Below are 26911 nucleotides of genomic sequence, written 5' to 3' on the forward strand. Positions count from 1 at the left end.
GTTTATGAAGAAAATACTGATCCCCGCCATGGTTGTATTGGCAGGGTTGATAATAATAGAGTGTGATACCGTCACCGAGCCGACGGGCGAAATTCAGGAAGAAATCAGCGCTATCATCCAGGCTGAAGATTCGCTTTTTTCCATGGATGGGCTTAATGATGCAACCGGGGACTCACTGTCGCTATTCGGTGGGCCAGGCCAACGCCATCCAGGATTCGGTGGGCCGATATTCCCCCGATTTGTTCGCCGGACTATCGAGAGCACACATCGTTCTATCGATGTGGAGATCCTAACCGGCGATTCTGCTATTGTAACCGTCACCCATCAAATCGTTGGAAAAATTTTTATCGGAATCGACTCCGATACCACCGATTCCGTGCGGGTTGATACCGTGTGGGAAAAACCGTTCGATTTTACCTCCACACATAAGGCACAGATGGTAAATCGTCCATATCCGGAGGATACACGAATGCGGATGGGGAGTCGGCACAACGGATGGCGCGTCGCCGGGATGACGCCAATTGTCACGACAACCGCCGGGAGTGATCTTCTTGTGGAATATCTGCGTATACGGAATGTGACTTCCGGGGAAAGCGAGACTATCGAGGACCCGCTCAACGACTTTTTGACCTTACGCACCGCCCCCCTCTTTGATGTAGGAGATTCAGTAGTGGTGGAGATATCGGTGGAAAACGGAGACAACTCCGGGACAACGATCCTATCTCAATTCCGGATGCCACGCATGGCAGGGAAACAGGTGAACCGTTTACTTGATGACGGCATTGCTCCGGATGAAACAGCGGACGATGGGGTGTTTACCGATGGTTGGAAATTCGATCGCAGACATGGGATGCAGCACGTCACAGTGGATGTTCTGGATAACGATTTGCTCACCGTGGAAGAGACTCCCTATAACGCGGTATTCTGGCGGGTACCATTTATGGTGTTACGACGAGGCCACGGTGGTATGGGTGGGGGAATGTAAAACTCAAAAAATCACAATCGGAGCTATTACCCCCTCCGGTTTGATAGGCGCGGGCATTCCGGATAATACCGGGGTGGCCGCGTTTTTTCTGTGCCGTAGTTAATCCAGGGAAAACCACAGATTTTATCATTGATGCAAAAGGATAATACTTTTCCAACTATTCCAGAGAAATATATACCTGCGAAACCTTTTCTTCTCCCTTGGAAACAACAATCGGGAAGACCTTCCCTTCGCCGTTGACTGAATATTTTTTCCATGTTAACTGGGAAGTATCGATAGTATAGTTGCGATCTTCGCCGGTATTGACATCGGAAGGGGGAACATAGCCCTTCAGGTTCACTGTAAAAACATCACTGGAAGTATTTTCGAAGGCGATTTCCACGATTTTTAATTCATCCCCGCGTTGCAGGTGTAGCGTTTGGTCATGGAGCACCGACCTTCGGTGACCGTTGACCTCGAAGATATACGACATCAGTTCGTAATTTACCGACTCTACCTGAATATTGACCGTGCCAATGACAGTATTGTCCTTTCGGGCGAGGATAGTGGTCGGCGAATGGATGCGAAAGGCTGTCTGAAAGTCGTTCTCGGTTCCAATCCCCTGGATATCGCAGCTGAGTCCGCGGGGGTAGTTGGATTCGATGTGGGTAACCTCAATGGCATCACCCGATTTAATGGTGATGGATTTCCCTTCATCCACCATCTGGGGTGGCCCGTTATTGATGGAAACCAGCATATAGACCATTGAGGGCGGTTCATACAGGATGGCCGGATGCTCTGGTTCGATATTCATCAGCGTCAGGAATTCGTTGATGGCATAGTTGTGATAGCGGATTTTCATCTCCAGGCTGGGGAGGTTTTTGGAGGACTCGATGCCAAAAGCCGGGATTCCGAAATTCGTTAACGCAAAGCACGTCGCAGAATTCAACTGTTCCGGGAATTCCGTGTCCGGGTTCAGGGTTTGGGTGTTCATAAAGCGATACTTATGCTCTTCGACGGTAATTTTTCTGTTCATCCGGTCGATCACTTGCTGCGCCATACGTTCGAGGTCAAGTGTGTCATCCTCAGCCGAGTACTGCGCCACATCCGCAATAATAGACTGCCCAAATCGATGCGGATTGTGCATCTCGTCAATATACTCATGACGATAATATCCCCAGCCATCGTGCAAGTTTAGAAAGAGATCCGATTCTGCCATCAGGGTTTTGATGATCTCCACAATCTGATCGTCGATATCTTTTGGCTGGTCATCGTCGAACCGGCGATTCATGTCTCCATTGACGCCGCGATGGTTATGAATAATGGATTTGAAATTTGCCCGTGGAATCACAATGAGATTGCCGCGCTCCAGAACCAGGTTCGGATACAGATCTGCGGAGAGAAACCCACCGGGCTCGTCTCCCTGGATACCACCGAGAATAAATGCTGTGTTTCCATCAAATCGGCCATAGAGGCGATAGACATTCAACTCGTTCGGTGTATTTCTGAAGTACACATTATGTGTTCGGGATGGCCGCTCCACGGGATCGGCGGACAGAACCATCGCCGGGATAAGTAAAAGGAAAAGTATGGTGTATTTATTCATTTTGCGCAAGAGGTCTCCAGTCTTCGGCAATTATCTTGAGATTGTCAGGATATCCGTAAATCCGTAAGGTCTTCCGGCCGTAATCGGAGTAGTCTGCGGCGCGGTAATCCTGCTTGAATGAGACCTCCCATTCCATATCACCCGAGGAGCGATAGGTCAAATCTGAAATATCGACGGAAATATCGTCCGCTTCGCTGAGTACGGACTGTTTATAATCATACCATCCCTGATAATCATAGTCTTTATTGTGGAATGTGGAATCATACAAAGTAATGTAACGGTTAAAGTTTCCGGACTCCCATTTCCGTTCCCATTCCCGAACAAAGGCACTGAGAAATGCCTCTTTCCGCAACGTTGGTGCCGTTCTGGTATAGTCTTCTCCAATAATTTTCCAATGATGATCATTCGGGATCATCGTGAGTGTTTTAACGCCTTCGCTGTAGAAGTTCGGGCAATAGTATTCCTGGAAAAATGAGATTTTGGTTTCCGTTTCGGAGGAAAGTACAACGGCATCTTTAACATTGACTCGTTTCCAGTCATAGGTGCGTTCCAGAGATCGTTTTTTGCGCTTAAAGCCCTCCAGGTCCAATTCACCGTCCCGGAATATCGGGGAGTAGAATGAAAAATACTGTTCCGTATCTCCGGATTCCCAGGCGTCAGCCCAGGTGTCGATCTTGGACTCCCATTCCTTGATTTGCCGCTCGTATCCGCTGCTATCAAGCGGTTGCAGGGAATCTTCGATAACCACCTGGGTTTCCCTGAGCGTGATATACTGCTGCAGTTCGAGAATTTGATCATTCCGGAGTGAGACACATCCCTCAGTCAGAAAGTCCTGGATTTCCTCATCCCGACCATGTATCCAGATACCCCCACCGGTGCGACCAAATTTTCTATCAGCGAAATTGGGATAGTTCAGGACGAATGCAAGCGGGCCGTATTTCGGTAACAGATTTTCGCCGGGTAACAGGTCAATAACCCGATAAATCCCCTCGGGAGTTTTTAAATCGCCTTCGACCTCCTTATTCCCATTCACCCGGCCAGTAGTGACCCGATACGTTTTGATAATTTCCAATGCACCCGGTCGGGGACTCTTAATGAGATGCATTTCCTGATCAGTTTTATCAACAACCAGGATGTAGGAGGTGGAATCGGCAGAGAGATTCATCACGGCTGGGAAATATGCTGGCTCAGCCTGCAAGGGTATCCACGCCAAAAGTACCAACAAACTCAGTCCAGTGTGCAGTTTATTCATCGCTTTAGAAAATTAACCTATTTGTCATTATTGATTTGTCCCAATCAGTCCAAAATTATACAATAGAACCTGTAGGCAGGAAAGGAATAATTGTGCCACAGAAAAACAATCTTCATTTGAATGCATTCTCCCATTTTTTTCCGATAAAAATGTACATATATTCGTGACGTGTGTTGCAATTAGTCTCATTCGCCGATAACTTTATTGGATTTATGGATAAAATACAATTTTCCAGCATCATATTTGATTTTGACAACACTCTGACGGGGATCGAAGGGGTAGAATATCTGGCTGAAATCCATGGGGTGGGCGACGAAATCCGGGACATGGTTGACAAAACATTAAATACGTATACCGTCAGTCCGGCAATGTATGAGCAGCGTCTCGATCTTATTCAACCAACCCGTGAAGATGTTACTTCTTTAGCTGGGGAATACAAAAAGCACTTGTTGCCGGGAGTGAAGGAGACCGTTGAATCGTTGGCCAAAATGGGGAAATCCATGTATATCATCAGCGGTGGTGTCCGGAAGGCCATTGTGCCGGTTGGCGAATATCTGGGTATTCCGGCGGCCAATGTTCACGCTGTCGATGTTTATTTTGACCTGGAAGGCGACTATATCGGATTTGACAAAGATTCATCTCTGGTCACATCTGCCGGAAAGCAACAGATGATTAGGACGATTGCCCCGGAAAAACCGGTTGTTTTTATCGGAGATGGGGCAAATGATATCGCCGTTCAGGATGAGGTGGATCGGTTTATTGGTTTTGGTGGAGCGGAATATCGCCCGCCTATCGAAAAAGCCTGTGAATATTACGTGAAAGAGGAAAATTTTCAATCTGTATTACAGTATATTTTAACGACGGAAGAGTACAACACAATTGAACAGAACAACTAAACTAATGTTGCATAACTTCAGCCCAATGAGGTGACCCATGAAAAACGTACCGAGCTTATTTATCCCCGGCCCAGTAAATGTTCGGCCGGAAATTTTTGAAGCGATGTCGCAACCGATGATTGGACACCGGGCCCCGGAATTCAGCGATCTGTACCGGGATGTGGTCGAAGGTATCCAGTCTGTGCTGCAAACCGAAAACAGGATTTATCTGAGTACTAGTACTGCCACAGGACTGATGGAATCGGCGGTGCGAAATACGGTTAAAAAACGGTGTCTCAACCTGGTTTGTGGTGCTTTCAGCTTGCGGTGGCACCAAATCACTGATGCGTGCGGTCTTGAATCCGATTCCGTTGGTGTAGACTGGGGGAACGCCGTAAAACCGGACGATGTGAAAATGGCTCTGGATGAAGCTGACTACGACGTTGTAACAGTAGTGCACAACGAGACGTCCACGGGGGTAATGAATCCGTTAAAATCCATTGTGGAAACCATCAGGGAAAACTCTGATGCTCTGATCCTTGTGGATGCGGTGAGTTCTATGAGCGGCGTGAATATACCGGTGGAGGACTGGGGAATCGATATCGTGCTTGCCAGCGTGCAGAAAGCGTGGGGACTGCCTCCCGGTTTCGCAATAATGAGCGTGTCAGATCGGGCGCTGGAGCGATCCAAAAGTCAGCCCAACAAGGGCTACTATTTTGATTTCGAAGTGTTCGAAAAATACCATCAGCGAGCACAGACACCCTCGACGGCCTCGATCCCGCACCTGTATGGTCTGCAGAGGCAGCTGGAACTCATCAGCGACGAGGGATTAATGAACCGTTTCGATCGACACCTTTCGATGGCAAAACGCACCCGGTCGTGGGCTTTGGAGCACGGATTCGAGCTCTTTTCGGAGGATCCGTATCACTCCAATACCCTGACCTGCATCGAGAATACACTGGATATTGATGTCGCGGGGCTCTCCAGTGAACTGGTCAATCGTGGCTACCGGATTTCCAACGGGTACGGTCAGCTAAAGGGTAAAACATTCCGGATTGCTCATATGGCCGATACCTCTATGAATGAACTGGACGAGTTGCTGGCCACTATTGATGATATCCTGGAGACGTAATCGGGCATTCAATTCAGCAAATCTTAACTTGAAACGGCAGGTGCGTTATGTATAAAGTACTTATATCGGATGCGATTGATGAGCAGGGAATTGATCTCTTAAATGAGACTGGTGAGATCGAGGTGATTTATAAGCCCCAATCGACCGTAGAGGACTATCTGGATGTGGTTGGGGAAATCCACGGCTGGATTATCCGGAGCGGCACGAAGGTTGGTAAGGAATTACTGAACCAGGCGGATAATCTCCGCGTCATTGGACGCGCCGGGGTCGGGGTGGATAATGTAGACCTCGAAACGGCAACACTCCGGGGCGTCATTGTTATGAATACGCCAACCGGGAACACCAATGCGGCCACCGAACAGACCATGGCATTGATGCTCGCTGCCGCCCGGAAGATCTCTCCGGCACACCAGGCCCTCAGGGAAGGGCGCTGGGATCGTCAGAAATATATCGGCCGGGAACTGCGGGAGAAAACACTGGGTATCATCGGTCTTGGCCGAATCGGGCAGGGCGTTGCAAAGCGGGCTGCCAGTTTCGAGATGGATCTTCTGGGGTATGACCCGTTCCTCTCGGAGGAGCAGTTTGATGCGCTGGATATCAAGAAGGTGGAACTGGAAGAGATTTTTACCCAGGCGGATATCGTCACCGCGCATGTTCCACTCAGTGAGCAGACCCGGAATCTCATCGATACGGAAGAGATCGCAAAGATGAAGGACGGAGTTATCCTGGTCAATGCGGCGCGTGGTGGGGTGTATAATGAAGATGCCGTAGCCGAGGGCCTTCGCAGCGGGAAAATTGGCGCTATCGGATTCGATGTGTTTGCCAGCGAACCGCTAGAAAAAGATCACCCCTTCCTGGAGTTTGACAACGCGGTATTGACGCCGCATTTAGGTGCATCAACCCGAGAGGCCAAAGAGAATGTGGCGCTGGATGTCTGTAAGCAGGTCAGAGATTTTCTGCTGAGTGAAAAGGTGAAAAATGCTGTGAATATCCCGTTTGCCGATTTTAGCAAAATCAAGCAGATGGAACCGTATATCGATCTGGCGGATCGTCTGGGCTTACTCCAGATTGTCCGGGCAGATGGGGCTCCCAAAGAGGTGGAGATCCGGGCGAGTGGTGATTTTAGTGATCTGAAACCGATTACCCTCGCGGCACTCAAGGGTTTGCTTGGCCCCATAAGCGGCGATAAGGTTAACCTGATGAACGCAGCGCTGCTTGCCAAACAGCGGAATATCAAAATCCAGGAATCTTACGAATATGACGATTCCGGATATACGAACCTGATTGAAGTGGTGGTGACTACGGAGAATGGAACCAAAAAGGTCTCCGGTTCGCTCTTTGGAAAGATGCATCCGCGGATTGTACGCATTGACGAATTTCATATGGATGCCCGGCCAGTGGGCACAGTACTGATGATCCGAAACAATGATGTGCCTGGCGTCATCGGGAATGTGGGAAGTTTCCTTGGATCCCGGAATATTAACATTGCCGAGTATCGTCTCGGTCGCCAAGAGCAGGGCAATACAGCGCTGGCGATGGTAAACCTCGATGGGCCACTTTCCGAGGAAGATCTTGCTTCTCTGGAAGAGGAACCGAATATTCTTGATGTGCAACAGGTAACGTTTCCAAAGGAATAGGCGACAGATTAATCTATGCAATTTGAACCGGTTATCGGATTAGAAGTCCACGCACAGTTAGCGACCCACACCAAGCTGTTTTGCAGCTGTCATTATGAATACGGGGCGGCTCCGAATACGCAGACCTGTCCGGTTTGTCTTGGGATGCCGGGCGTACTCCCGGTCCTGAACCGGCAGGCGGTGGAGTATGCCATCAAAATGGGACTGGCCACGGATTGCACTATCCGGCCGTTTTCCCGGTTCGCGCGGAAAAACTACTTTTACCCCGATTTGCCCAAGGGATACCAGATTTCTCAATACGACGAGCCGCTCTGTTATGACGGTGGTGTGGATATCGAATATGATGACGGTGAGATTAAACGTATTGGTTTAACGCGGATTCACCTGGAGGAAGACGCCGGAAAGTCCATCCATACAAAATCCGGCGGGACTCGGGTGGACTTTAACCGATGCGGCGTCCCACTCATCGAGATCGTGAGCGAGCCGGATATCCGATCGCCGGAGGAAGCCCGGGCTTATCTCAATAAATTGAAACAGATACTCCTGTATCTTGGCGTCTCCGACTGCAATATGGAAGAGGGCAGCCTGCGGTGCGATGCGAATATCTCTATTCGACCGGTAGGACAAGAGGAGTTCGGCACCAAGACCGAAATGAAGAACATGAACTCTTTCCGCGGCGTTGAGCGGGCGCTTCAATACGAAATTGAGCGCCAGACCGAAGTTTTGGAATCCGATGGCACGATCACGCAGGATACCCTCCTATGGAACGAAACCGAAAACCGTGCCGAACGGATGCGCACCAAGGAAGAAGCCGAGGATTATCGGTATTTCCCCGAGCCAGACCTTCTGCCGCTGGAGGTCTCGGAGGAATGGCTTACCGATATCGAATCCAACATGCCGGAGCTCCCGGGCGAAAAACGGCAGCGGTTTATCGATTCCTACGGACTGCGGGATTATGATGCCGGTGTGCTCACCGACAACAGGGCCGTTGCTGCCTATTTTGAGGATGTAGCGAAGGAGTCTGGTGAGGCGCAACTGGCGGCCAAGTGGGTGATGGGCGAAGTACTCCGGGTGCTCAAAGACCAGAGCATTGCGATGGAGGAGCTCTCCCTGGAGCCCCGGCGCTTTGCTGGACTACTGGAGCGTGTCGCAGACAAAACCGTCAATAATACGGTTGCCAAGCAGATTTTCGATGATATGCTGAACAGCGCCAAAACCGCCGATGAAATCATCGAGGAGCAGGGCCTCAAGCAGGTGTCGGATACCTCAGAGCTGGAAACCATCGTGGAGGGCGTGATCGAGGCGAATCCGGACGAATACGAAAAATATAAAAACGGCAATCCGCAGCTGATGGGATTTTTCATGGGACAGGTGATGCAGGAGACGCAGGGGAAGGCTAATCCCCAAAAGGTGAAGGAGATCCTTGGTGAAAAACTCGGAAAGCCTGAATAGGCAGGCTTCAGTCTACTATCACACTTTATATTTCTAGTAAAAAATTCATTGTAGTTTGATTCAAAATCACTAATATTTTCTCTGCGAACACTTTGGAAAATCCGGGAAGCGTGGAGGTGATATTGTTCGCCGGGTATTGTACCTTGCCTTTAAGAACCGGTAAGTTTTTAAAATTAAATTAATGGAGGTATGTATGGCGAATAAACTGTGGGACGACGTGAGAAAAAGTCTTCAGGACATCGGTAATGTTGCGGCAGAAAAAGGTAAAGTCTTTTCGAGAGCCGCTGCTGACAAGGCGGAAGAACTGACCAGGACCGGAAAGATTAAACTGGATATTCTCCAGGTGAATCGGGATATCGAACGGAATTTTACGGAACTCGGTGGTAAAGTATATCACCTGAAGTCCGAAGATAAGCTTGATACGGTGGCTGATGCCCCGGATATCCAGATGCTCTTTGATAAGATTACCGTTTTGGAGGAAAAGAAGTCCGCGCTGGAGGATAAGCTCGCACATGTGGCACCGGAGGAGGCCGCAGCGACTGAACCGTCCCAAGCGGAGGAACCGGCTACAGAAGCCTCACCCGAACCGGAGGAAGGCGACGATTCGGACAAAGAAACACCCGCGTAATTTATTTGGGAGTGTAGCGTCCGGGGTCTTACTCCTGGTTTTATGCGGTGTCATAGCGCTACCGATTTCAGCCGGGGAGCCGACGAAAACGCTCCTTATTGGCGGCGATCTGATGCTCGGCAACTGGGTTACGGACCATTTGGACCGGGACGGTACCGACTATCCGTTCCGCCGGATCGACAGCCTGTTGCAACAGGCGGATGTTCGCTTTGCAAACCTGGAGGCACCTATCGGTACCGGTGATTCGCTCTCCCGGTACGACAAAACCTATACCTTCACGTTACCATCCTCTTACCGGCAGGTGCTGAAGCACAGTCGGCTGGATATCGCCGGACTCGCCAATAATCACATTATGGATTACGGTGTCCGGCTGGCGGATTCTACGGTGTACTATCTGAAGGAACTGGGCATTCGATCTGTCGGGTACGGGTTGAACCGGAGGGAGGCATCGCAACCAGTTGTTTTACCGGGGAATCCCTCGGTGGCATTCCTGGCGTATTCAATGACATTTCCCAGGGAGTTCTGGGCGACGGATTCCACCGCGGGCACAGCCTATCCGTTCGAATCGGACTTCATTCCCCGGGTAACGGCTGCCGATTCACTGGCAGACTTCACCATTGTTTCCTTCCACTGGGGGAGCGAGAACAGCGATAGTACCAAGAAGTACCAACAGGTCTTTGCCCGCCGGGCTATCGACGCCGGTGCAGATTTGGTTGTGGGCCACCACCCGCATATCTGGCAGGGAATAGAAAATTATAAAGGCCGGCTCATCGCTTATTCCCTGGGGAACTTTTGTTTTGGATCGTTTAGTCCAACGGCACTCCGAAGCGGGTTATTGGAAATCGAAATTGGCGAGGATACGGTGCGTGCCGCAAAGATTCATCCATTAAATGTGAAAAATGTCGATGTCCGATTTCAACCACGACTAATGACTGCCAGGCAGGCGGACAGTTTTTTTACACATTTGCGAACAATATCCTCCCGATTTGACAGCACAAGCACCATACAAATTCACCCGGATGGTAATTTGAGTTGGGACAGAGAGTAATGGCATCCAAACGTCATAGGTACTCCAGCAGAACTCTGGATCAGTATTTCACGGAGATTGGCAACGAAAGTCTGCTGACGCCGGAGGAAGAGATTACCTTGGCGCGACTTGCCAGAGAGGGGCAGCAAGAGGCGTTGGACAAAATTCTGCGGTCCAACTTGCGTTTTGTTGTGACAGTGGCAAAAAAATATCAAAATCACGGACTCTCCCTGGAGGACCTGATCAGCGAGGGTAATATTGGCCTGATTAAAGCAGCAAAGCGGTTTGACGAAACCCGGGGGTTCAAATTTATCTCGTATGCGGTTTGGTGGATTCGCCAGTCAATCCTGCAGGCAATTTCCCAGCAATCCAGGATTGTACGTCTTCCATTGAATAAGGTAGATGCAGTCTCGAAGATGCGGAAAATCTACCAGGAACTGGAGAAGGAATTCGACCGGGAACCGACGACGGAAGAGATCGCCGAGGCTATGGAACTAACCCGGGATGAGATTGAGGATACGATTCAGGCGGCGGAGCGGGAGCTGTCGGTAGACGAGCCCCGAGGCAAGGACGACGCTACAAATTTGTTGGAAATATTACCGGAGATGAACACTGATGAGCCTGGAGATGAACTCATCGATGAATCGCTGCATCATGAGGTCGAAGAGGCGCTGGCGACGCTGGATGAGCGGGAAGCCGACATTATTCGGCGCTATTTCGGAATCGGTTTCGACCAGCCGCTGACCCTTGAGCAAATTGGTTCGGAGTATGATTTAACCCGCGAACGCATCCGTCAGATAAAGGAGAAGGCCCTCCAGAAGCTCCGCCATACAAGCCGTACAAAAATTTTGAAAAAATATCTTGGCGAATAGGAAATTTGAATACTATATTGCGTTCGAGCAATCAATCACCAATTCAAGATTTGATAACAAGCCCGATCATATATATCTTATCAGGAATTCGTGCAATGAGTAGGGGAACACTCTTGTGAAATTACTGTTTCTGAATGATGAAGGCATACGGGAATTTACGCTTACCCGAAAAAAGATCATTCTGGGAATCGTCGCACTGCTGATTCTGGGGGCTGGATTTTCCTATCTCACAATCGATGTGCTGACGAAGAAAATGTATCAGGCCAAGATCAATAATCTGAAACAGAACAATGAGCGCCTGATCGGCCTGCTCGATAATTTGCAGTCCACAGTGCAAACAATGGAGCAGGAGTTGACAACCCTCCAGTCCAGAGATGAAGAAATCCGGACCTACGCCGATCTGCCAGCCGTTGACAGTGATGTCCGTAAGCTCGGTATTGGTGGTACCCGATACGATAAGACGATGGAACTGGATTATCTGCTGCCCACCGATGAAACCAAGGTGTCGGACTTGGTCATTGACGTCGAGCGCCTCTCACGGATGTTAAAACTTGAGCGGCTGAGCTACGAAAAACTGTACGACACGTTTAAACATAATACCGCAAAAATTCAGTCAACGCCATCTATCCGTCCGATAGAGGGGGGATATTTTACCGATGGATTCGGATATCGGCGTGATCCATTTACACATCAGCGACGGTTTCATTATGGCTTGGACATTTCTGCGCGGCGGGGCACACCGATCCATGCTACAGCCGGAGGAACGGTCAAATATGCCAAACGCCGGAGCGGATACGGGCTAGTGGTTGCCCTCGACCATGGGTACGGATATGAAACGATGTATGCCCACATGTCCAAAATGCACGCCAAACCAGGGCAAAAAGTCGAACGGGGTGATCTTATCGGTGAAGTCGGAAATACCGGGCGATCAACGGCCTCCCATTTACATTACGAGATTTTAGTGGGGGGGAATCCCGTCAATCCAATTAATTATTTCTTTAGCGGATATTTGAACAACTGACATTTATTCCAGTGATGAATTTTAGAGGCCCCGGTTGTGTCAACCGGGGCTTTTTTGTATTATTACAAACTGCTTGACATGGATTAAAGGCGGAAATACTTTAAATCTAATTGAGACTGAACAGGAAAACGAAGGCACATCATAAATGTATATGAAACCAAGAACTTATTACATCGAGACCTACGGCTGTCAGATGAATGAATACGATTCGGAACTGGTAGCAGGTATTCTCGAAGAGAAAAATTATACGTCGGTGGATTCGTACGAAGACGCTGATGCAATTTTTGTCAATACATGCGCCATCCGGGAAGGGGCGGAGCAACGCGTTATGTCCCGGCTCGGACAATATAAAACCCGTAAGGATGCCGAGCCAAATACCATCATTGGAGTCCTTGGCTGCATGGCACAGAATCTGAAGGATAAAATACTGACTGAAAAGCCGTATGTGGATTTCGTGCTGGGGCCGGATGCCTACCGGAATCTTGACCAGATGCTGGAACAGTATCACGAGGATGAGGAAACCATCATTAATACGCGGCTCAGCAAGCACGAAGTGTATGACGGTATGTTTCCGTCCCGCAAAGAAGGCATCAACGCGTGGATTGCCATAACCCGGGGCTGTGATAAGTTTTGCACCTTTTGTATCGTGCCCTATACCCGGGGGCGGGAACGCAGCCGGCCTGTGGAAAGTATCGTTGAGGAAGTCCGCCGGGTGGTAGATGAAGGATTTGTTGAAATTACGCTTCTGGGCCAGAATGTAAATTCGTACCAGTACGAAGAGCACGGATTCCCGGAATTACTTGATGCGGTGTCCGATGTGGAGGGCGTCAAACGTATCCGGTATACTTCGCCGCATCCCAGAGATATTGACGAAAACCTCCTGACCGTGATGCGGGATAATCCAAAGATCTGTAATCACATTCACCTGCCAGTGCAATCCGGGTCCACAGAGGTATTAGAGCGAATGAACCGGACCTATACCCGGGATGAATATCTGAATCTGGTGGACACAATCTATGAATATCTGCCGGACTGTGGAATTAGCACGGATATCATCGTCGGATTTCCCGGGGAAACCCATGAGCAATTTATGGAAACGGTCTCGTTGATGAAGCAGGTTCGGTATGATAACGCGTTTATGTTTAAGTACTCGGCGCGTCCGTACACCAAAGCCATCGAATATGAGGATTCGGTTTCCGATGAAGAGAAATCCGAGCGGCTGCAGCAAATTATCGCCCTGCAGAACGATATTACTCTGGAGAAAAACCGGAAACTTATCGGAACCAAGGCACAGGTACTGGTTGAGAAGAACAGCAAAAAGTCCGATGAACAGTGGATGGGACGTACGGACGAAAATCGTATTGTAGTCTTCGATAAAAATGGCGAACTTCCCAGAGATATCGTTCCGCTGCGAATCTATGATGCTCAGGGAGTCACCTTATTTGGCGAGCACGTAAAATAGATTGAAATGGAGTTACCATGGGTCTACTAAAAATTTTCCTAACTATCGTCCTGATGGCTGTCTTGTTATGGTTTCTGGCGCTCAATGTGGATCAGACCATCATGGAATTGCAGATATTCACGACGACGCTGTACGATGTGAACCTGGTGCATGTCCTCCTGGCGTCCTTTTTAATCGGTATCTTTGTTGGATTTCTGATTCCGGTATTCCAGGTGCTCAGCTCCCGTGCTGAAGTCCGGAAATACGAAAGGGAAAACAGAAAATTGAAGGCCGAACTGAACGACCTGCGCAATGTCGCCATCGACGAGGAACTAACCCAGATCCCGGAGGAGGCAGGCAGCGAATCTTCGGAGAACACGCCGCAGAAATCAGAGAACGGGTAACCCTTAACTAACCCAGTAGATTCCCATGGAAATTACTTATATCATCATCGGACTTGCCGCACTGAGTATCCTGTCCCTTATACTCTATTTTATTTTCAGACCATCCTCACCAAAACGGACGACAGAATCCCTCTATTCCGATGGTTTGCGCCTGTTGCTGGAAGGCGATTTGAAGGCCGCCTCGGAAAAGCTCAAAGAGGTGGTGCGTCGGGATACCGGCCACATCGATGCGTATATCAAACTCGGTGATATTTTCAGAGAGAATGGTCAATACGATCAGGCACTAAAGGTGCACCAAAGTTTGACGGTGCGGCGAAACCTTACTCCGGGCCAGCAAGTCGATATTTATCTGAGTATGGTTTACGATCATCGCGAACTCAACGCTTATGAGAAGGCCCTGGAATTCGCCGACAAAATCCTGACGATTGACAAAAAGAACCTGAAAGGTCTCAATGCAAAACTGGAGATCTATCGGGAAAACGATCTCTGGGACAATGCTGTTGACGTATTAAAGGCCATTGAAAAATACAGTGGTGAGGACCAATCGAAGGCTATTGCCACGTACCGGGTCGCCGAGGGACAACTACTGGAAGAAACCGGAGAAGCCAGGGAGGGACGAATCCGGTACCGCAAAGCGCTGAAATTGGATCCGGAGTGCTGTCCGGCATTTATTTGTCTGGGCAATTCTTACGATGAGGAAAACCGGATCGAGGAAGCCGTGGATAACTGGCAAAAGTTCGGTGAGCTCTGCCCGGATTTATTGTTTCTTGTTTCCGGCCGGATCGAACAGCGGTTATTCGAATTAGGAAATTTTAGTGAGGTGGAACGGTACTATCGTCGTCTTCTGGATAAATATCCGGATAATATCGAAGCTGCTGTGGGAATTGCTACGTTTTACGAAAAAAAAGGTGAAAACCAAAATGCAATTCGGGCTATAGAGAATGCCCTGGATAAGAGTCCGGATTCCCTGCGTGCTCGGATTGTACTCACCCGGCTGTATAACCAGGGGGAGAACAGGGATGGAGTGGCGGAACAGCTGGAAGAAATGTTCCGGATTGAGAGCCAGCAGAAGACTTTCACGTGCGGGGAGTGTGGATTTCAAAGCAGAGAAATGCACTGGCTCTGCCCAAATTGTTATGCAACCTATTCCTTCACTGATGATCAGGTTTAGATCCTCCATAATATTTCTTGTCCCGCTGTTTGCAATTGTACTGGGGGTCTCCCGGGCAGATGCGCAGTATGTAGACGAATATCTCCAGCAGATCAAAAACGGCCATTACGAAAAAGCGAGGGCAGCTCTGCCGCAGTTATTGCAGGAGCATCCCAACGATCCCGGTGTACTCTATCTCCGGGGCGTGCTGGAATCGGAAGGGGAACAGGCATACCAATATTTTAAGGATTTAGCGGATAATCATCGTAACCATCCATACATGGATGATGCCATAATGCAGGTCGCGGAGTATCTCTATGCCAAGGGATTGTATATCTCGGCAGAGCGATATTTGCGCCAGATACCGATTCATCATCCCCGGTCACCATATCTGGAGCGCGCATCGAATATGTTGTTGAATAGCATGGTACAGGCAGGGAAGGTGGATTCGGCCAGAACCTGGAAGCGCGTACTATCGAGGCAATTTCCGAATGTTACCATCACCAGCAGCCTGGAGGCCGGCACTGAACCGGTGAATGAAGATTCAATGGCTGCACTGGCTCCGCCGGAACCGGTGGACCTCTCAAAAGAAAATCCATATGTGGATACAGAATCTGAGGAGAGCGGGACTCAATCTGGATCCGCTGGTAGCTCCCAGGGAAATCGGCAGCCGTTTGCGTTGCAGGTCGGCGCCTATTCCACCATGGAAAATGCCCGGCAGCAGCAACAGATGCTGGAGAATTACGGTTATCCGGTCCAAATACGGCAACGAGAGCGTGGGAACCTGCAGCTTTATCTGGTTTGGGTCGGAAATTACTCCACCCGGGCCGAAGCATCGCAGGCCGGTGAATCGCTTAAACAGCGGATGAATCTTCCGTTCTTTATCGTGAAAAAGGGTAATTAGTTAAGCCCCGTTTTTGCACTTTTTTTCCTTCACGTTTGTAATTTACCTTCTCTTCGGTATAAGTGAGTATCGAGTATTACGTATTTCGTAAAAGAACCTCCATTGGACTTGTTATGAATTTTCTCAATACCTAAAGACTAACGCATTCCGCCAGATTAACCTGAACACAGTCGTTAACCCTTGCTTCTCGACCTGTGAGACATGAAATTTACGTCTGCGAAAAAAATTCGATCTGTTATTTACGGGAGTGGATGGTAGCCTGGTGGCGCCCGCGGTCTTCAAAACCGCCGGGCCCGGTGTCTCATCGGGCCGGTGGGTTCAATTCCCACACGCTCCCGCCATTTAGATATTTAAAAAGTCCATTTAGTTTTTAAAACCCCCGTGAGAAAGCCATTTCGTGGAGTTTTTGCTTTCTCGTTGGTTTTTATGAAACCAAGTAAATAGGAAAAATGTTGGTACCTAAGTATATTAATTAAACACTTTTTAGAACTTGATCGGATTCACTAGTGTCCGGTTATAACTCAAATAATTTCAATTGGTTGGTCAAGTGACTCTCTGTCATTGTGTACTCACCCTCTGTAACTAGTTGTAAAATATCAACTTTTTCGAAGACGGTCACACTGATAATCTGTAAAAAAGTGTAGAGACTGATGTCCAAATCCTGTTTTTTCACGATAATCGCCACGAGCACATACACCGATATCGCAATCCAGAGTTGCGTTTTCACGGCATTGGCTGACGTGCCATAAAAGGACTGAATTCGGAGATGCTGTTTGATCCATTTGAAGAAGAGTTCCACCTGCCAGCGGCACCGATAGAGCTGACAGATGGTCAGGGCTGGTAACGTCCGATTATTCGTGAGGAAGATAAACGTCCGGTCGGTCTCCGCATCGTAGTACTTGATGCGGCGTAGTTGATCCGGATAGCGTTGCTTCGCATAGAAGCCCGTCAGCACCCCAATTTGGTCACAGCGGAGCCCCGGCGTCTTGTCGACCGGTTGGGAATACTGCCGCCGGAACTGGAGGTTTGATTTCGCCCGAATAATGAACGAGGCATGCGCCTGATGTAACGCAGACAAGCGGAGAAAATCAAGGTACGCCCGGTCCATCAGGTACAACGCTCCCGGTTCTGGAAGCAATGTATCCAACAGGTTCACATCATGGATGCGGGCCGGAGTGATCCAGGCACTGGTGGGGATCGGGCCTCGCAGGTCCAAGAGCGTATGCAGTTTCACCGCGCTTTTTGTCTGGCGAAACTGGGCCCACGGGAACACCGAGAGACACAGATCAATCGTGGTGGAATCCAGCGCATAGACGGTCTCGTCGAGGTCGACACCAAAGTCCTCCTCCTGATAGAGGGCCCGCGCCCGGTGAATGAGGATGTGGGCGAAGTCTGCATACATACGCCAATCCCGGTGGGCATTGGCATCCGCCAACGTACTCCGGGAGACCCGGCCGCGGATGCCCATATGATACAGTTTGGTTTGCTGGGCGCGGAGACAGGCTTCAATATCCCGCAGACTCTCTCGGCCTGTCAGTTGAGCGAAGGCCATACAGCAATACTGATCCCAACAGGAGAACTGTTGGACCTTATAGTCTCCAGAATACCGGTGGACACAGCGACGGAAGGCCTTACGCGGAAGAAACGACATGAGTTGGGAAAATACCAAGGTGCCGGAATACATAGGACTGGTCTCCTCTGGTTGGTGGATTATTATGCGCCACCACCAAGGTACGAAAAGGCCGCTCAAGTCGATCCTGGTATTTTTTGTGGGATAACATATTGATATGTCGTAGGTTAATATAAATCATAAAATTCAACAACCGGACAGTAGTGGATCGGATTTATTAATTATTCAGAATATGGATTGGAAAAATAGGACATTGCAATTTTTGTTCATTATAATTCCGACTTGCTTATATAAATTAAAATAATTATAATATTGTAGAAATATCATACTACATTATATCTTATAAATATACGATATAATACACCCTTATTGAGGCGATTCCCTTGTCGAAAGTCTTCCAAAAGATTGACAACTCTCTGACGCTCAGCCAAATCGTCGTGAAGCAAATTGAAGAAGCAATTGTCGAGCGGAAATTCACACCTGGAGACAAACTGCCAACCGAACGGGAACTTTGTGAGGCATTCGGTGTAAGTCGGACGGTAGTACGTGAGGCAATGCAGATACTCAGTGCCAAGGGGTTGGTCACCATAAAAAAGGGGAGTGGTGCCTATGTCAAAGAGTTTGATGCAGAACATTTGAATAAGGCCCTTCAATTATTTTTTCAATTTAATTTTGAACGAAAGCATGGATTGCACCTTATAAGAGTTCGGCAAATTATTGAACCTTACAATGCCAAGCTTGCAGCGGAAAACCGAACAGATAAAGATGCAGAAGTTTTGGAGAATATCGTCCGTAAAATGGAAGGTGAAGAGGAATTTTACAAAGAGAGCGAACTCGATCGGCAGTTCCACATTAAAATTGCCGAATCTACGAGCAATCCAATTATTTCGATTATAATGTATCCGGTGTTTGAATTAATGCCGAAGATCAAAACCGAGGTGCTCGAACAGGTTGGCCGTGCTAAAACCTCAGCTGTACAATATCATGCTAAAATCAGCGACAGGATTCTTGCCCAGGATGGTGATGGAGCATTCGAAGCGATGAAAGTCCACCTCCAGCACGCCGAAGAACACATAAAAGAGCTACTATAAGAACGGCTAAGAACTCTGAATATACGATGACCCACCGGGGGAATTTTTTTTCTTTGAATTTGTATGACAATATTATAATATATTGGTAAGAGGTAATATTGCATAAGATAAGATATGTTTTTGTGCGGCTCAGATACATGTCCTGCGATATTCACTCCGCAATGATCCATCCAGATTAATCGTTCGAGTCTCTAGCCGCTGAAATATTTGTTAGTTTATTTTGAAAATTTGGGGGAGAGAATGAAGCGACTTCTTGTGTGGGGCACCTTTCTGTTTTTTTTGGTAGCGAGTAATTCAGCATTCACATTTGAACATCCCAGTATTTTTATAAACGCTGAGGAAGCGAATCTTATTCAGGAAAATTCGGATAAATATTCCTTGTTTCAGGATGTTGTGCGGCGAAGCCAGCAAGCAATGGGCCAGATTATCCGGGAACCGGTTGAAGTGCCTCCTCCCGGTGAGGCTGGTGGCTATGCTCATGAGCGTCATAAGCAGAATTATCGTGACATGAAGGATGCCGGCTTGCTGTATCAGATCACTGGCAACGAAAAGTATGCAAAATTTATTGTCCGGATGCTAGATGAGTATGCGAAGATGTATCCTGAGTTGGGCCCGCATCCATTAGCGCATAACCAGGCGCCAGGTAAACTGTTCCATCAGATGCTGAATGAAACCGTGTGGCTGGTCAATACGAGTATTGCGTATGACTGTATTTATAACTGGCTCCCGGAAGAAAAGCGTTCCCTTTACGAGCAAAATATTTTTCGTCCCATGGCCGAATGGTTTACCGGAGAGAACGCCCACGAGTTCGATCGCATCCATAATCATGGGACCTGGTCTGTGGCATCGGTCGGTATGATTGGGTATGTCATGGAGGATCAGGAGCTGGTCGATATGGCATTGTATGGCACGGATAAGTCCGGTAAGGGCGGGTTTCTCCGGCAATTAGACTTGCTGTTTTCCCCAGACGGATATTATATGGAGGGGCCATATTACATTCGATATGCACTTCGCCCATTTTTCTATTTTGCCGAGGCCGTCGAGCGAAATCAACCGGACCTCGAAATCTATGAATACCGGGATCAGATTCTGAGGAAGGCCATTTATGCCACGCTCCAGACGGCATTCCCGAACGGAGTATTACCCCCGATCAACGATGCGTCTCGTACCATGGATGTGAAGGCGCCTGGCATTGTGCTTGCCACAGACTTGGCTTATACCAGATATAAAGAGGATGCACGGTTGTTAGGTGTGGTAAATTTTCAGAACGATGTTGTGCTGAATCAATCCGGCCTCGCAGTGGCAAAAGGACTGGCGGCACTGGACTCCGAACCCCGGATGGAGTGGAACAGTGTTGAATTTACGGATGGCCCGGAAGGTGACCAGGGCGGGCTCGGGATTCTCAGAACCGGCAAAGGGAAGGATCAATCTGTCTTATTAATGAAATACGGCGTACACGGTGGCGGGCATGGGCATTTTGATAAGCTCCACTATATTTTTTACAACCAGCGCCGCGAAGTAGTAAACGATTACGGATTTGCCCGCTGGATCAATATTGAACCAAAATTTGGTGGACGGTATCTGGACGAGAATGACTCGTACGCCGAGCAGACCATTGCACATAATACAGTGGTGGTGGATCAAACTTCGCAGAATGAATATGAGCGTGATGAGGCAGAAGAGGTTTCCGGACACCGACACTTTTTCGATGCGAGTGATAAGGATGCCCAGTTCATGAGCGCCACCGCAAACGATTATTATCCCGGTGTTGAAATGCAGCGCACCATGGTAATGCTGCAGGATGAGGCGTTTGACTATCCAGTGATTATAGATTTGTATCGGTTACAGAGTGATGAACAGCATGAGTACGATTTCCCCATTCATTATCGCGGGCAACTGATCAATTTTAACCTGGACTATTCTGCGCATACCGAAAAATGGTTGCCACTCGGAGGGGAATTCGGCTATCAGCATCTCTGGAATGTAGCAGAGGGAACTACGGACAGCTCCATCGCCATGACTTGGCTTGACGGCAATCGGTATTACACCTTCCACATGGCTGGATCGCCCGAAAGTGAGATAATTTTTAGCCGAATCGGAGCAACCGATCCCAATTTTAATCTGCGGTCCGAACCGATGTTTCTTGTTCGCAGAACGACCAGTTCACATCTGTTCGCCTCAGTGATAGAACCTCACGGATACTTCAACGAAGCAACAGAATCTTCCGTCCAGGCCCGCCCGGCAATTGAAAAAGTCACGGTACTTGGGCATAGCGAAGAGGGTTCAGTCGTTGAGGTACTTTCTAAAAACGGCAAGAAATGGATTGTGATGGTCACGAATCAGCAAACGCCACTTGCAGGTGAGCATTCGGTAGAGTTTGGCGAGCGTCAGTTTGTCTGGAACGGGGCATATAAGGTTATATCGGAATAAGGCCGATGAAGCATTTACTCAACTACGTGTTTGTGAAAATTATAGTGTAAGGAGACAAACCGGTTATGAAGATTAAGGGATTGCGCTGGTGGATTATAGTGCTGATTGCGATTGCTACTGTGATTAACTACATCGATCGCAGCGCACTCGGCATTATGTGGCCCGATATCCAGGAAGATTTGGGGATGACCAAGGGCGATTACGCCATTATCGTGACAATGTTCACGATTGCATATGCGTTAAGTCAAACACTCTCCGGTAAGTTATACGACTGGATCGGTACCCGTATGGGGTTTGTGATTTCGATTGTTGTGTGGTCCCTTTCGGTGGCCGGACATGGCCTTGCAAGAGGTTTGGCTAGCTTTAGTGCCTTCCGTTTTATTATGGGGCTTGGAGAGGCTGGCAATTGGCCGGGAGCCGTGAAATCGAATGCTGAATGGCATCCGGTGAAAGAGCGTGCGCTGGCGCAGGGAATTTTTAATTCGGGAGCCTCGATCGGTTCGATAGTGGCTCCACCCCTAGTTGCATGGTTGTTTGTATTGTATGGCTGGAAGATCACCTTCTTTATTATCGGTGCATTAGGCCTTCTATGGATTATTCCGTGGCTGGTTATCAATAAAGCGCTTCCCAAAAATCATCCATGGATATCAGACCAGGAAAGAGATTTTATCCTTGAGGGGCAAAAACTCGCAGCCGGCACCGACGATGAAGGCGTTGAAGCCGAAGAGCGCATACCGGGTTGGAGCGAAATCCTCTCCTATAAAGAGACCTGGTCTGTACTGATCTCCCGGTTTTTTCTCGATCCGATCTGGTGGATGTTCCTGTTCTGGCTTCCTATTTATCTTGCCGAATCTTTTGGGTTTGATATTAAGCAAATTGGCTATTTCGCGTGGGTACCGTATGTCGGTGCTGCTGCTGGCAGTATCTTTGGAGGATGGTTGGCCGGACGGTTTATGGACAAAGGCTGGACCACAAATAAGGCACGGAAATGGACGATTACTTTTGGTGGCGTTCTGATGCTAGGGGCGCTTATTGGGACCTCATATGCGGTTACACCATTGTTAGCAGTCTTACTCATCGCAGTCATCCTCTTTGGGTTCCAGACGGCAATTGGAAACATCCAGACGTTACCCAGTGATTTTTATTCGGGGGGTACAGTAGGGACGGTAGCTGGCATGGGGGGAACCACAGCAGCGATCGGTGTAATTATTACAACCAATATTGTCCCGATAATCACGCAAACCAGCTACGTTCCCTTTTTCTTGATGGGGGCGATGCTCGTACCGCTTGGCATTTTTGCAGTATATCTGTTAGGTGGCGATATCAAACGGGTTGAGCTAAAAATACAAGAATAGAATATATATCAGGATTAAATGCAACCGAACAGAGGAAAAAGTGGAGCTACTATGTGCAATGACCTACAGGAAAAAGTCGCAATTGTAACCGGTGGTGGCCGGGATATCGGACGCCACATCTGTCTCGAACTGGCGAACCGCGGAGCAAAAGTGGTTGTGAATTATCACTCAAGCAAAATGGAAGCCAACGATACAGTGAACATGATTAGAGAAAACGGCGGACAGGCCATAGCGGTCCAGGCGGATGTAACAAATCCGGACTCAATCGAATCACTCGTGCAGCGTTCCGTAGCTGAATTTGGGAAGTCTATTCATATTCTGGTAAATAATGCCGGCGGTCTGGTGGCCAGAAAAACGATGGAAGAGATGGATTCGGATTTTTGGGATACCGTAATGACCCTCAACCTGAAAAGCACCTTTTTGGTGACAAAACAGGTCTTATCGCATATACCAGAAGGCGGCGCTATTGTCAATCTTTCCTCCCTGGCAGCCAGGAATGGTGGGGGTGGGGGAGCAATCGCCTACAGCACGTCCAAGGGGGGGGTCCTGACCTTTACCCGGGGGCTGGCCAAAGAATTGTCAAATAGGAAAATACGAGTCAACTGTGTCTCTCCGGGGCTGATCAACACTACCTTTCACGATACGTTCACGCCGGATGATGCTAGGAGTAACACAGCGGATTCTACGGCGGTGGGCCGCGAAGGCACTCCGGCGGAGGTGGGAAAAACCGTAGCGTTTCTGGCTTCCGATGAATCGTCCTATATCGACGGTGAATCTATCGAGATCAACGGCGGGCTGTATTTCAACTAGAAATACACAACCGGTAGATTTTGATTCGTGTGAGGAATGATTCCGACATACCGGGAGAGTTTTCACTCGACTAAGAAAATACCAGACAGGGGGGGGCGTTGAACAAATCACTCATGGGGTTGGGCTTTTTACAGACTTCACTCAGATGGTGAGAAACGGTACGCCAAATTTCAGACAGAGGGAATTACCAGTCAATGCGGAACCTAAATTATGGAACTGCTCGGGTTTTAAAATCCAGCATTACACCAATTTTGCCAATAATTAAAATCGTATTGAGTGACTTTATCAGAGGTGCTGTATGTTGAAAAAATTTGTTAGTGGATACTTGGGGTTGCTAGGTGCATTTATCGTTCTTGTCGGTACTGCAGGGTATGGGGCGAGCACCGGGAAAATTTCAGGAACAGTGACTGGCAGTGAAAGCGGGGCACCACTTATCGGGGCCAACGTTATTGTTACCTCAGAATGGGAAAACGGAGAAGAGGTACCATTACGGGATCCGGTAGGCGCCGCCACGGATGAGAAGGGGCAATACTTTATCTTGAATCTTGATCCTGGAAAATACACGATCCGTGTGGATTACGTTGGGTATACCACTGAAATCACTACTCAGGTTATCGTGAATGTAGACAGGACAACGCACCTGAATTTTTCATTAACTCCCGAAGCGATCAAGGGAGAAACGGTGACTGTGACGGGTTTCCGACGTGAAGTGGTCCAGCCGGATCTGACCGCAACCCGCAAGAGTTACAACGTTTCAGAAGTTGAAGATGAGGTAGGGGTCTCTGATATCTCAGATATTTTGGAGATGCAGTCTGGAGTAGTGGACGAACATTTCCGCGGAGGGAGAAGCGGTGAGGCAAAATATCTGCTGTCTGGTACTTCGATCGTGAATCCTTTGACAAATGACAGGGCTTTTTCTCCGGATGTCAGCGGTCTTGAAGAAGTGGAAGTCTATACCAGCGGGTTTTCTGCGGAATATGGGAATGCACAGTCCGGTGTAGTAAATATGGTTCCCAGGGAAGGAAAAAGCCGGTGGAGATCCCGGATTGAATTCGCCATCTCGAGCCCGTATTACAAAACCTGGGAGACCCGGTTTGACGCGGATAGCAGCAGGTATCAACAAGGCGGCTCCCTCTATCGAAGGCATAATCTGGATTATTTTAATGTGCTGAATGATACGTCGGAATGGTTGAAAGAAGATCCGATAAATCCGGGACATGCGCTCTTTGACCGCGGGTTTGGTTTCGGGCCGAAATACTTGCCGTTAACAGAATGGGAGAACACCTGGCCGCCGACGAGTGCGGAAGAAAAGCATGCCGATTCACTGAAAGTTGCCAACCTGGCCCGGGTTGCCTGGTTGACGGCGAATCGATCTGTTGGGTTGGAGTATCCCGAATATAACATGGATTATGAGTTTAAGTTTAATACAGGTGGGCCAATCTCTGAGAATATGCGGCTATTTTTCGCCGGAACACAGTCAACGGACAGAGAGGCTGTCCCCACGACTATACCGGAATGGAACCGCCAGTTTATAACCAACCTAACCTATTTCCCAGTGGAGAATGACAAACTGAGTTTCATCTTCATCCATGATCAGAGCTATGATCTGAGCGGGTTCTGGGAGCGGATTCTGTTAGAACGAGAGCTGAGTTATTCCAAAATCAATACTACATCTCGTCAGTATGGCGCTGACTGGAAGCACATTTTCAGTAAGGCTCACTTTATGACGACCCATTTTAGTGTGCTGGATTTAACCTCACGGGAAGATGTCGAACTAATTCAGGCCGGGGAACTAGTAAACGACTATTCCAAAAATAGCAACTGGGTGGATTACAGGGGCCCCAACCAGTTACGAGTGGGCCGGACCGAGGACCAGATGGGCACCGAATCCACCACAACGTATCAGTTTGAAACAAAAATGACTAGCCAGGTCAACCATGAAAACCTGCTTAAGGCCGGTCTGCAGGTGAATGCCTACGATGTTGATGTGAATCGTGATGAGAATCTGACCAGCCCTGGGGATTACCGGAAAGTTCAATTCGAGGAAAACCCGGTTGAGGGAGCGCTTTTTATCCAGGATAAAATCGATTTTGAAGGATTGATTGCTAACGTCGGCATGCGTATGGATTTCTATAATTTTAACACGGCGTATTATGAGGACCGTTTCGCACCCCTGGATCGGGATGCTACCCCGAACCAGAAAACGCAACTCTTTACTCACCTGGAACCGCGGATCGGCATCTCCTTTCCGGTTTCCGAGGAAACGGTTTTCCATTTGAATTACGGATCGTTTATGCAGCGCCCGGGATTCAATTCTATTCTGTATAACCGGGTGGCCGGGACCTCGACTGATGATATTGTTGAAATGGGGAACCCGCAGTTAAAACCACAGATTACCAACGCCTATGATGTCGGAATTGTCAAATCGATTCCGTTCGGATTCTCACTCGACATCAGCGCGTACTATAAAGACGTGAAAGATTTGATTCAACGCGCATTTATCAGTGGAAATTCCGATATCTATGCGACCTACATCAACAGGGACTATGCCGATATTAAGGGATTTCATATTGATCTGGAACGTCATACGGGCAAAATAAACGGATACCTACGGTATAACTGGGAAGCTGCCACCGGAAAGAGCAGCAATGCCCTGAATGCTCCTGTGACCTATTTTAAGGATCCCAACCCGGAATTCGGATTTACTGAACTCCCCGATCCTCAGGATATTTATCTAGATTTTGACCGGACCCACAAGATCGTCATGAAGCTGGAATACAACACCGGAGAAAATGCAGGATTCAACCTGTTTAGCGCTCATCCGCTGGGCCGGATTTCGGTTAATGCCCGGTACCGGGTGATGTCCGGTCGTCCGTATACATGGGATCAGACCGGGAAGGGCTTGAAAATGAACAAGCGGACACCCTGGGAATATGATCTCCGGGCTCGTATCATGAAGAGAATTCCGATAAATGAGACCGATCTGGTGGTGTATGTCGAAGGGTACAATCTGTTGAATAGCCTTAAATGGGATTATAACAATACGTTCACAACAGGACATGAGGCGTATACCCGCTGGCATACCGATCGGGAGGAAGTTCTGACCTGGAAGGAATACTCCCCATACGTCACGAGCCAGGAAATCTATCTCCTTGATAATGAGCCACGCCATTTCCGGGTTGGGCTTGTTCTGAAATTTTAACATGATTTTCAATTTTGCGAGTAGCGAG

Annotated in this window: 21 protein-coding genes and 1 tRNA gene; 19 read left to right on the forward strand and 3 right to left on the reverse strand. The window is 48.6% G+C overall.

The window, feature by feature from the left end:
* Nucleotides 1–4 precede the first annotated feature (4 nt).
* Nucleotides 5–985, forward strand: a complete 981-nt coding sequence (locus K9N57_11730; GenBank protein MCF7804854.1) for a hypothetical protein — start codon at nt 5–7, stop codon at nt 983–985.
* Between the two features lie 157 nt (nt 986–1142).
* Here the strand turns inward: K9N57_11730 and K9N57_11735 are convergent, their stop codons facing one another.
* Together K9N57_11735 and K9N57_11740 are read right to left on the reverse strand one after the other, a co-directional pair.
* Nucleotides 1143–2570: a hypothetical protein gene (locus K9N57_11735; protein MCF7804855.1), complete on the reverse strand. Its 1428-nt coding sequence runs from the start codon at nt 2568–2570 to the stop codon at nt 1143–1145.
* Nucleotides 2563–3822, reverse strand: coding sequence for a L,D-transpeptidase family protein (locus tag K9N57_11740; protein ID MCF7804856.1), 1260 nt, complete (start codon nt 3820–3822; stop codon nt 2563–2565). The genes K9N57_11735 and K9N57_11740 overlap by 8 nt, the downstream gene beginning before the upstream one ends.
* 212 nt (nt 3823–4034) lie before the next feature.
* On the opposite strand from K9N57_11740, the gene K9N57_11745 reads away from it, so the two are divergent.
* The 13 genes from K9N57_11745 to K9N57_11805 all read left to right on the forward strand — a co-directional run bounded on the left by K9N57_11745 (nt 4035) and on the right by K9N57_11805 (nt 16706).
* Nucleotides 4035–4718, forward strand: coding sequence for an HAD-IB family phosphatase (locus K9N57_11745; GenBank protein MCF7804857.1), 684 nt, complete (start codon nt 4035–4037; stop codon nt 4716–4718).
* A 37-nt stretch (nt 4719–4755) separates the two neighbouring features.
* Entirely contained in the window at nt 4756–5829 is a 1074-nt protein-coding gene (locus K9N57_11750; GenBank protein ID MCF7804858.1) for an alanine--glyoxylate aminotransferase family protein, read from the forward strand.
* Nucleotides 5830–5876: 47 nt separating this feature from the next.
* Complete coding sequence (serA, locus tag K9N57_11755) at nt 5877–7466, forward strand: phosphoglycerate dehydrogenase (protein MCF7804859.1); 1590 nt, start codon at nt 5877–5879, stop codon at nt 7464–7466.
* A 15-nt stretch (nt 7467–7481) separates the two neighbouring features.
* Nucleotides 7482–8918 carry an Asp-tRNA(Asn)/Glu-tRNA(Gln) amidotransferase subunit GatB gene (gene gatB, locus K9N57_11760; protein ID MCF7804860.1) on the forward strand — a complete coding sequence of 479 codons (1437 nt, stop codon included), beginning with the start codon at nt 7482–7484 and terminating at the stop codon, nt 8916–8918.
* 193 nt (nt 8919–9111) lie between these two features.
* The gene (locus K9N57_11765; GenBank protein MCF7804861.1) at nt 9112–9546 is read left to right on the forward strand and encodes a hypothetical protein; all 435 of its coding nucleotides are present in this window, start codon (nt 9112–9114) and stop codon (nt 9544–9546) included.
* Between the two features lie 112 nt (nt 9547–9658).
* Nucleotides 9659–10594: a CapA family protein gene (locus K9N57_11770; GenBank protein MCF7804862.1), complete on the forward strand. Its 936-nt coding sequence runs from the start codon at nt 9659–9661 to the stop codon at nt 10592–10594.
* The gene (locus tag K9N57_11775; GenBank protein MCF7804863.1) at nt 10594–11445 is read left to right on the forward strand and encodes an RNA polymerase sigma factor RpoD/SigA; all 852 of its coding nucleotides are present in this window, start codon (nt 10594–10596) and stop codon (nt 11443–11445) included. The genes K9N57_11770 and K9N57_11775 overlap by 1 nt, the downstream gene beginning before the upstream one ends.
* A gap of 115 nt (nt 11446–11560) precedes the next feature.
* On the forward strand, nt 11561–12466 hold the full coding sequence (locus K9N57_11780) for a M23 family metallopeptidase (protein ID MCF7804864.1): 906 nt from the start codon (nt 11561–11563) through the stop codon (nt 12464–12466).
* A gap of 145 nt (nt 12467–12611) precedes the next feature.
* Nucleotides 12612–13928, forward strand: a complete 1317-nt coding sequence (miaB, locus tag K9N57_11785; protein ID MCF7804865.1) for a tRNA (N6-isopentenyl adenosine(37)-C2)-methylthiotransferase MiaB — start codon at nt 12612–12614, stop codon at nt 13926–13928.
* A gap of 17 nt (nt 13929–13945) precedes the next feature.
* Nucleotides 13946–14311 (forward strand): LapA family protein, encoded by a 366-nt coding sequence (locus tag K9N57_11790; protein MCF7804866.1) that lies wholly within the window; start codon nt 13946–13948, stop codon nt 14309–14311.
* Between the two features lie 25 nt (nt 14312–14336).
* Nucleotides 14337–15482: a tetratricopeptide repeat protein gene (locus tag K9N57_11795; GenBank protein ID MCF7804867.1), complete on the forward strand. Its 1146-nt coding sequence runs from the start codon at nt 14337–14339 to the stop codon at nt 15480–15482.
* Nucleotides 15469–16365 carry an SPOR domain-containing protein gene (locus K9N57_11800; protein ID MCF7804868.1) on the forward strand — a complete coding sequence of 299 codons (897 nt, stop codon included), beginning with the start codon at nt 15469–15471 and terminating at the stop codon, nt 16363–16365. Before K9N57_11795 ends, K9N57_11800 begins: the two co-directional genes overlap by 14 nt.
* 243 nt (nt 16366–16608) lie before the next feature.
* Nucleotides 16609–16706: transfer RNA gene (locus tag K9N57_11805), tRNA-Sec, on the forward strand.
* Between the two features lie 173 nt (nt 16707–16879).
* Here K9N57_11805 and K9N57_11810 read toward each other — a convergent pair.
* Nucleotides 16880–18049 carry an IS4 family transposase gene (locus K9N57_11810; GenBank protein ID MCF7804869.1) on the reverse strand — a complete coding sequence of 390 codons (1170 nt, stop codon included), beginning with the start codon at nt 18047–18049 and terminating at the stop codon, nt 16880–16882.
* 329 nt (nt 18050–18378) lie between these two features.
* Here K9N57_11810 and K9N57_11815 point away from each other — a divergent pair, with 329 nt between their 5' ends.
* The 5 genes from K9N57_11815 to K9N57_11835 all read left to right on the forward strand — a co-directional run bounded on the left by K9N57_11815 (nt 18379) and on the right by K9N57_11835 (nt 26883).
* Complete coding sequence (locus tag K9N57_11815) at nt 18379–19086, forward strand: FadR family transcriptional regulator (protein MCF7804870.1); 708 nt, start codon at nt 18379–18381, stop codon at nt 19084–19086.
* Nucleotides 19087–19326: 240 nt separating this feature from the next.
* Nucleotides 19327–21516 carry a heparinase II/III family protein gene (locus tag K9N57_11820; protein MCF7804871.1) on the forward strand — a complete coding sequence of 730 codons (2190 nt, stop codon included), beginning with the start codon at nt 19327–19329 and terminating at the stop codon, nt 21514–21516.
* 65 nt (nt 21517–21581) lie between these two features.
* Complete coding sequence (locus K9N57_11825) at nt 21582–22871, forward strand: MFS transporter (protein MCF7804872.1); 1290 nt, start codon at nt 21582–21584, stop codon at nt 22869–22871.
* A 51-nt stretch (nt 22872–22922) separates the two neighbouring features.
* Nucleotides 22923–23681: a 3-oxoacyl-ACP reductase FabG gene (locus tag K9N57_11830; protein ID MCF7804873.1), complete on the forward strand. Its 759-nt coding sequence runs from the start codon at nt 22923–22925 to the stop codon at nt 23679–23681.
* Between the two features lie 298 nt (nt 23682–23979).
* Nucleotides 23980–26883, forward strand: coding sequence for a TonB-dependent receptor (locus K9N57_11835; GenBank protein ID MCF7804874.1), 2904 nt, complete (start codon nt 23980–23982; stop codon nt 26881–26883).
* Nucleotides 26884–26911: the final 28 nt, after the last annotated feature.

The organism is Candidatus Neomarinimicrobiota bacterium, from assembly GCA_021734025.1.
Lineage (GTDB): Bacteria > Fidelibacterota > JAANXI01 > JAANXI01 > JAANXI01 > JAANXI01.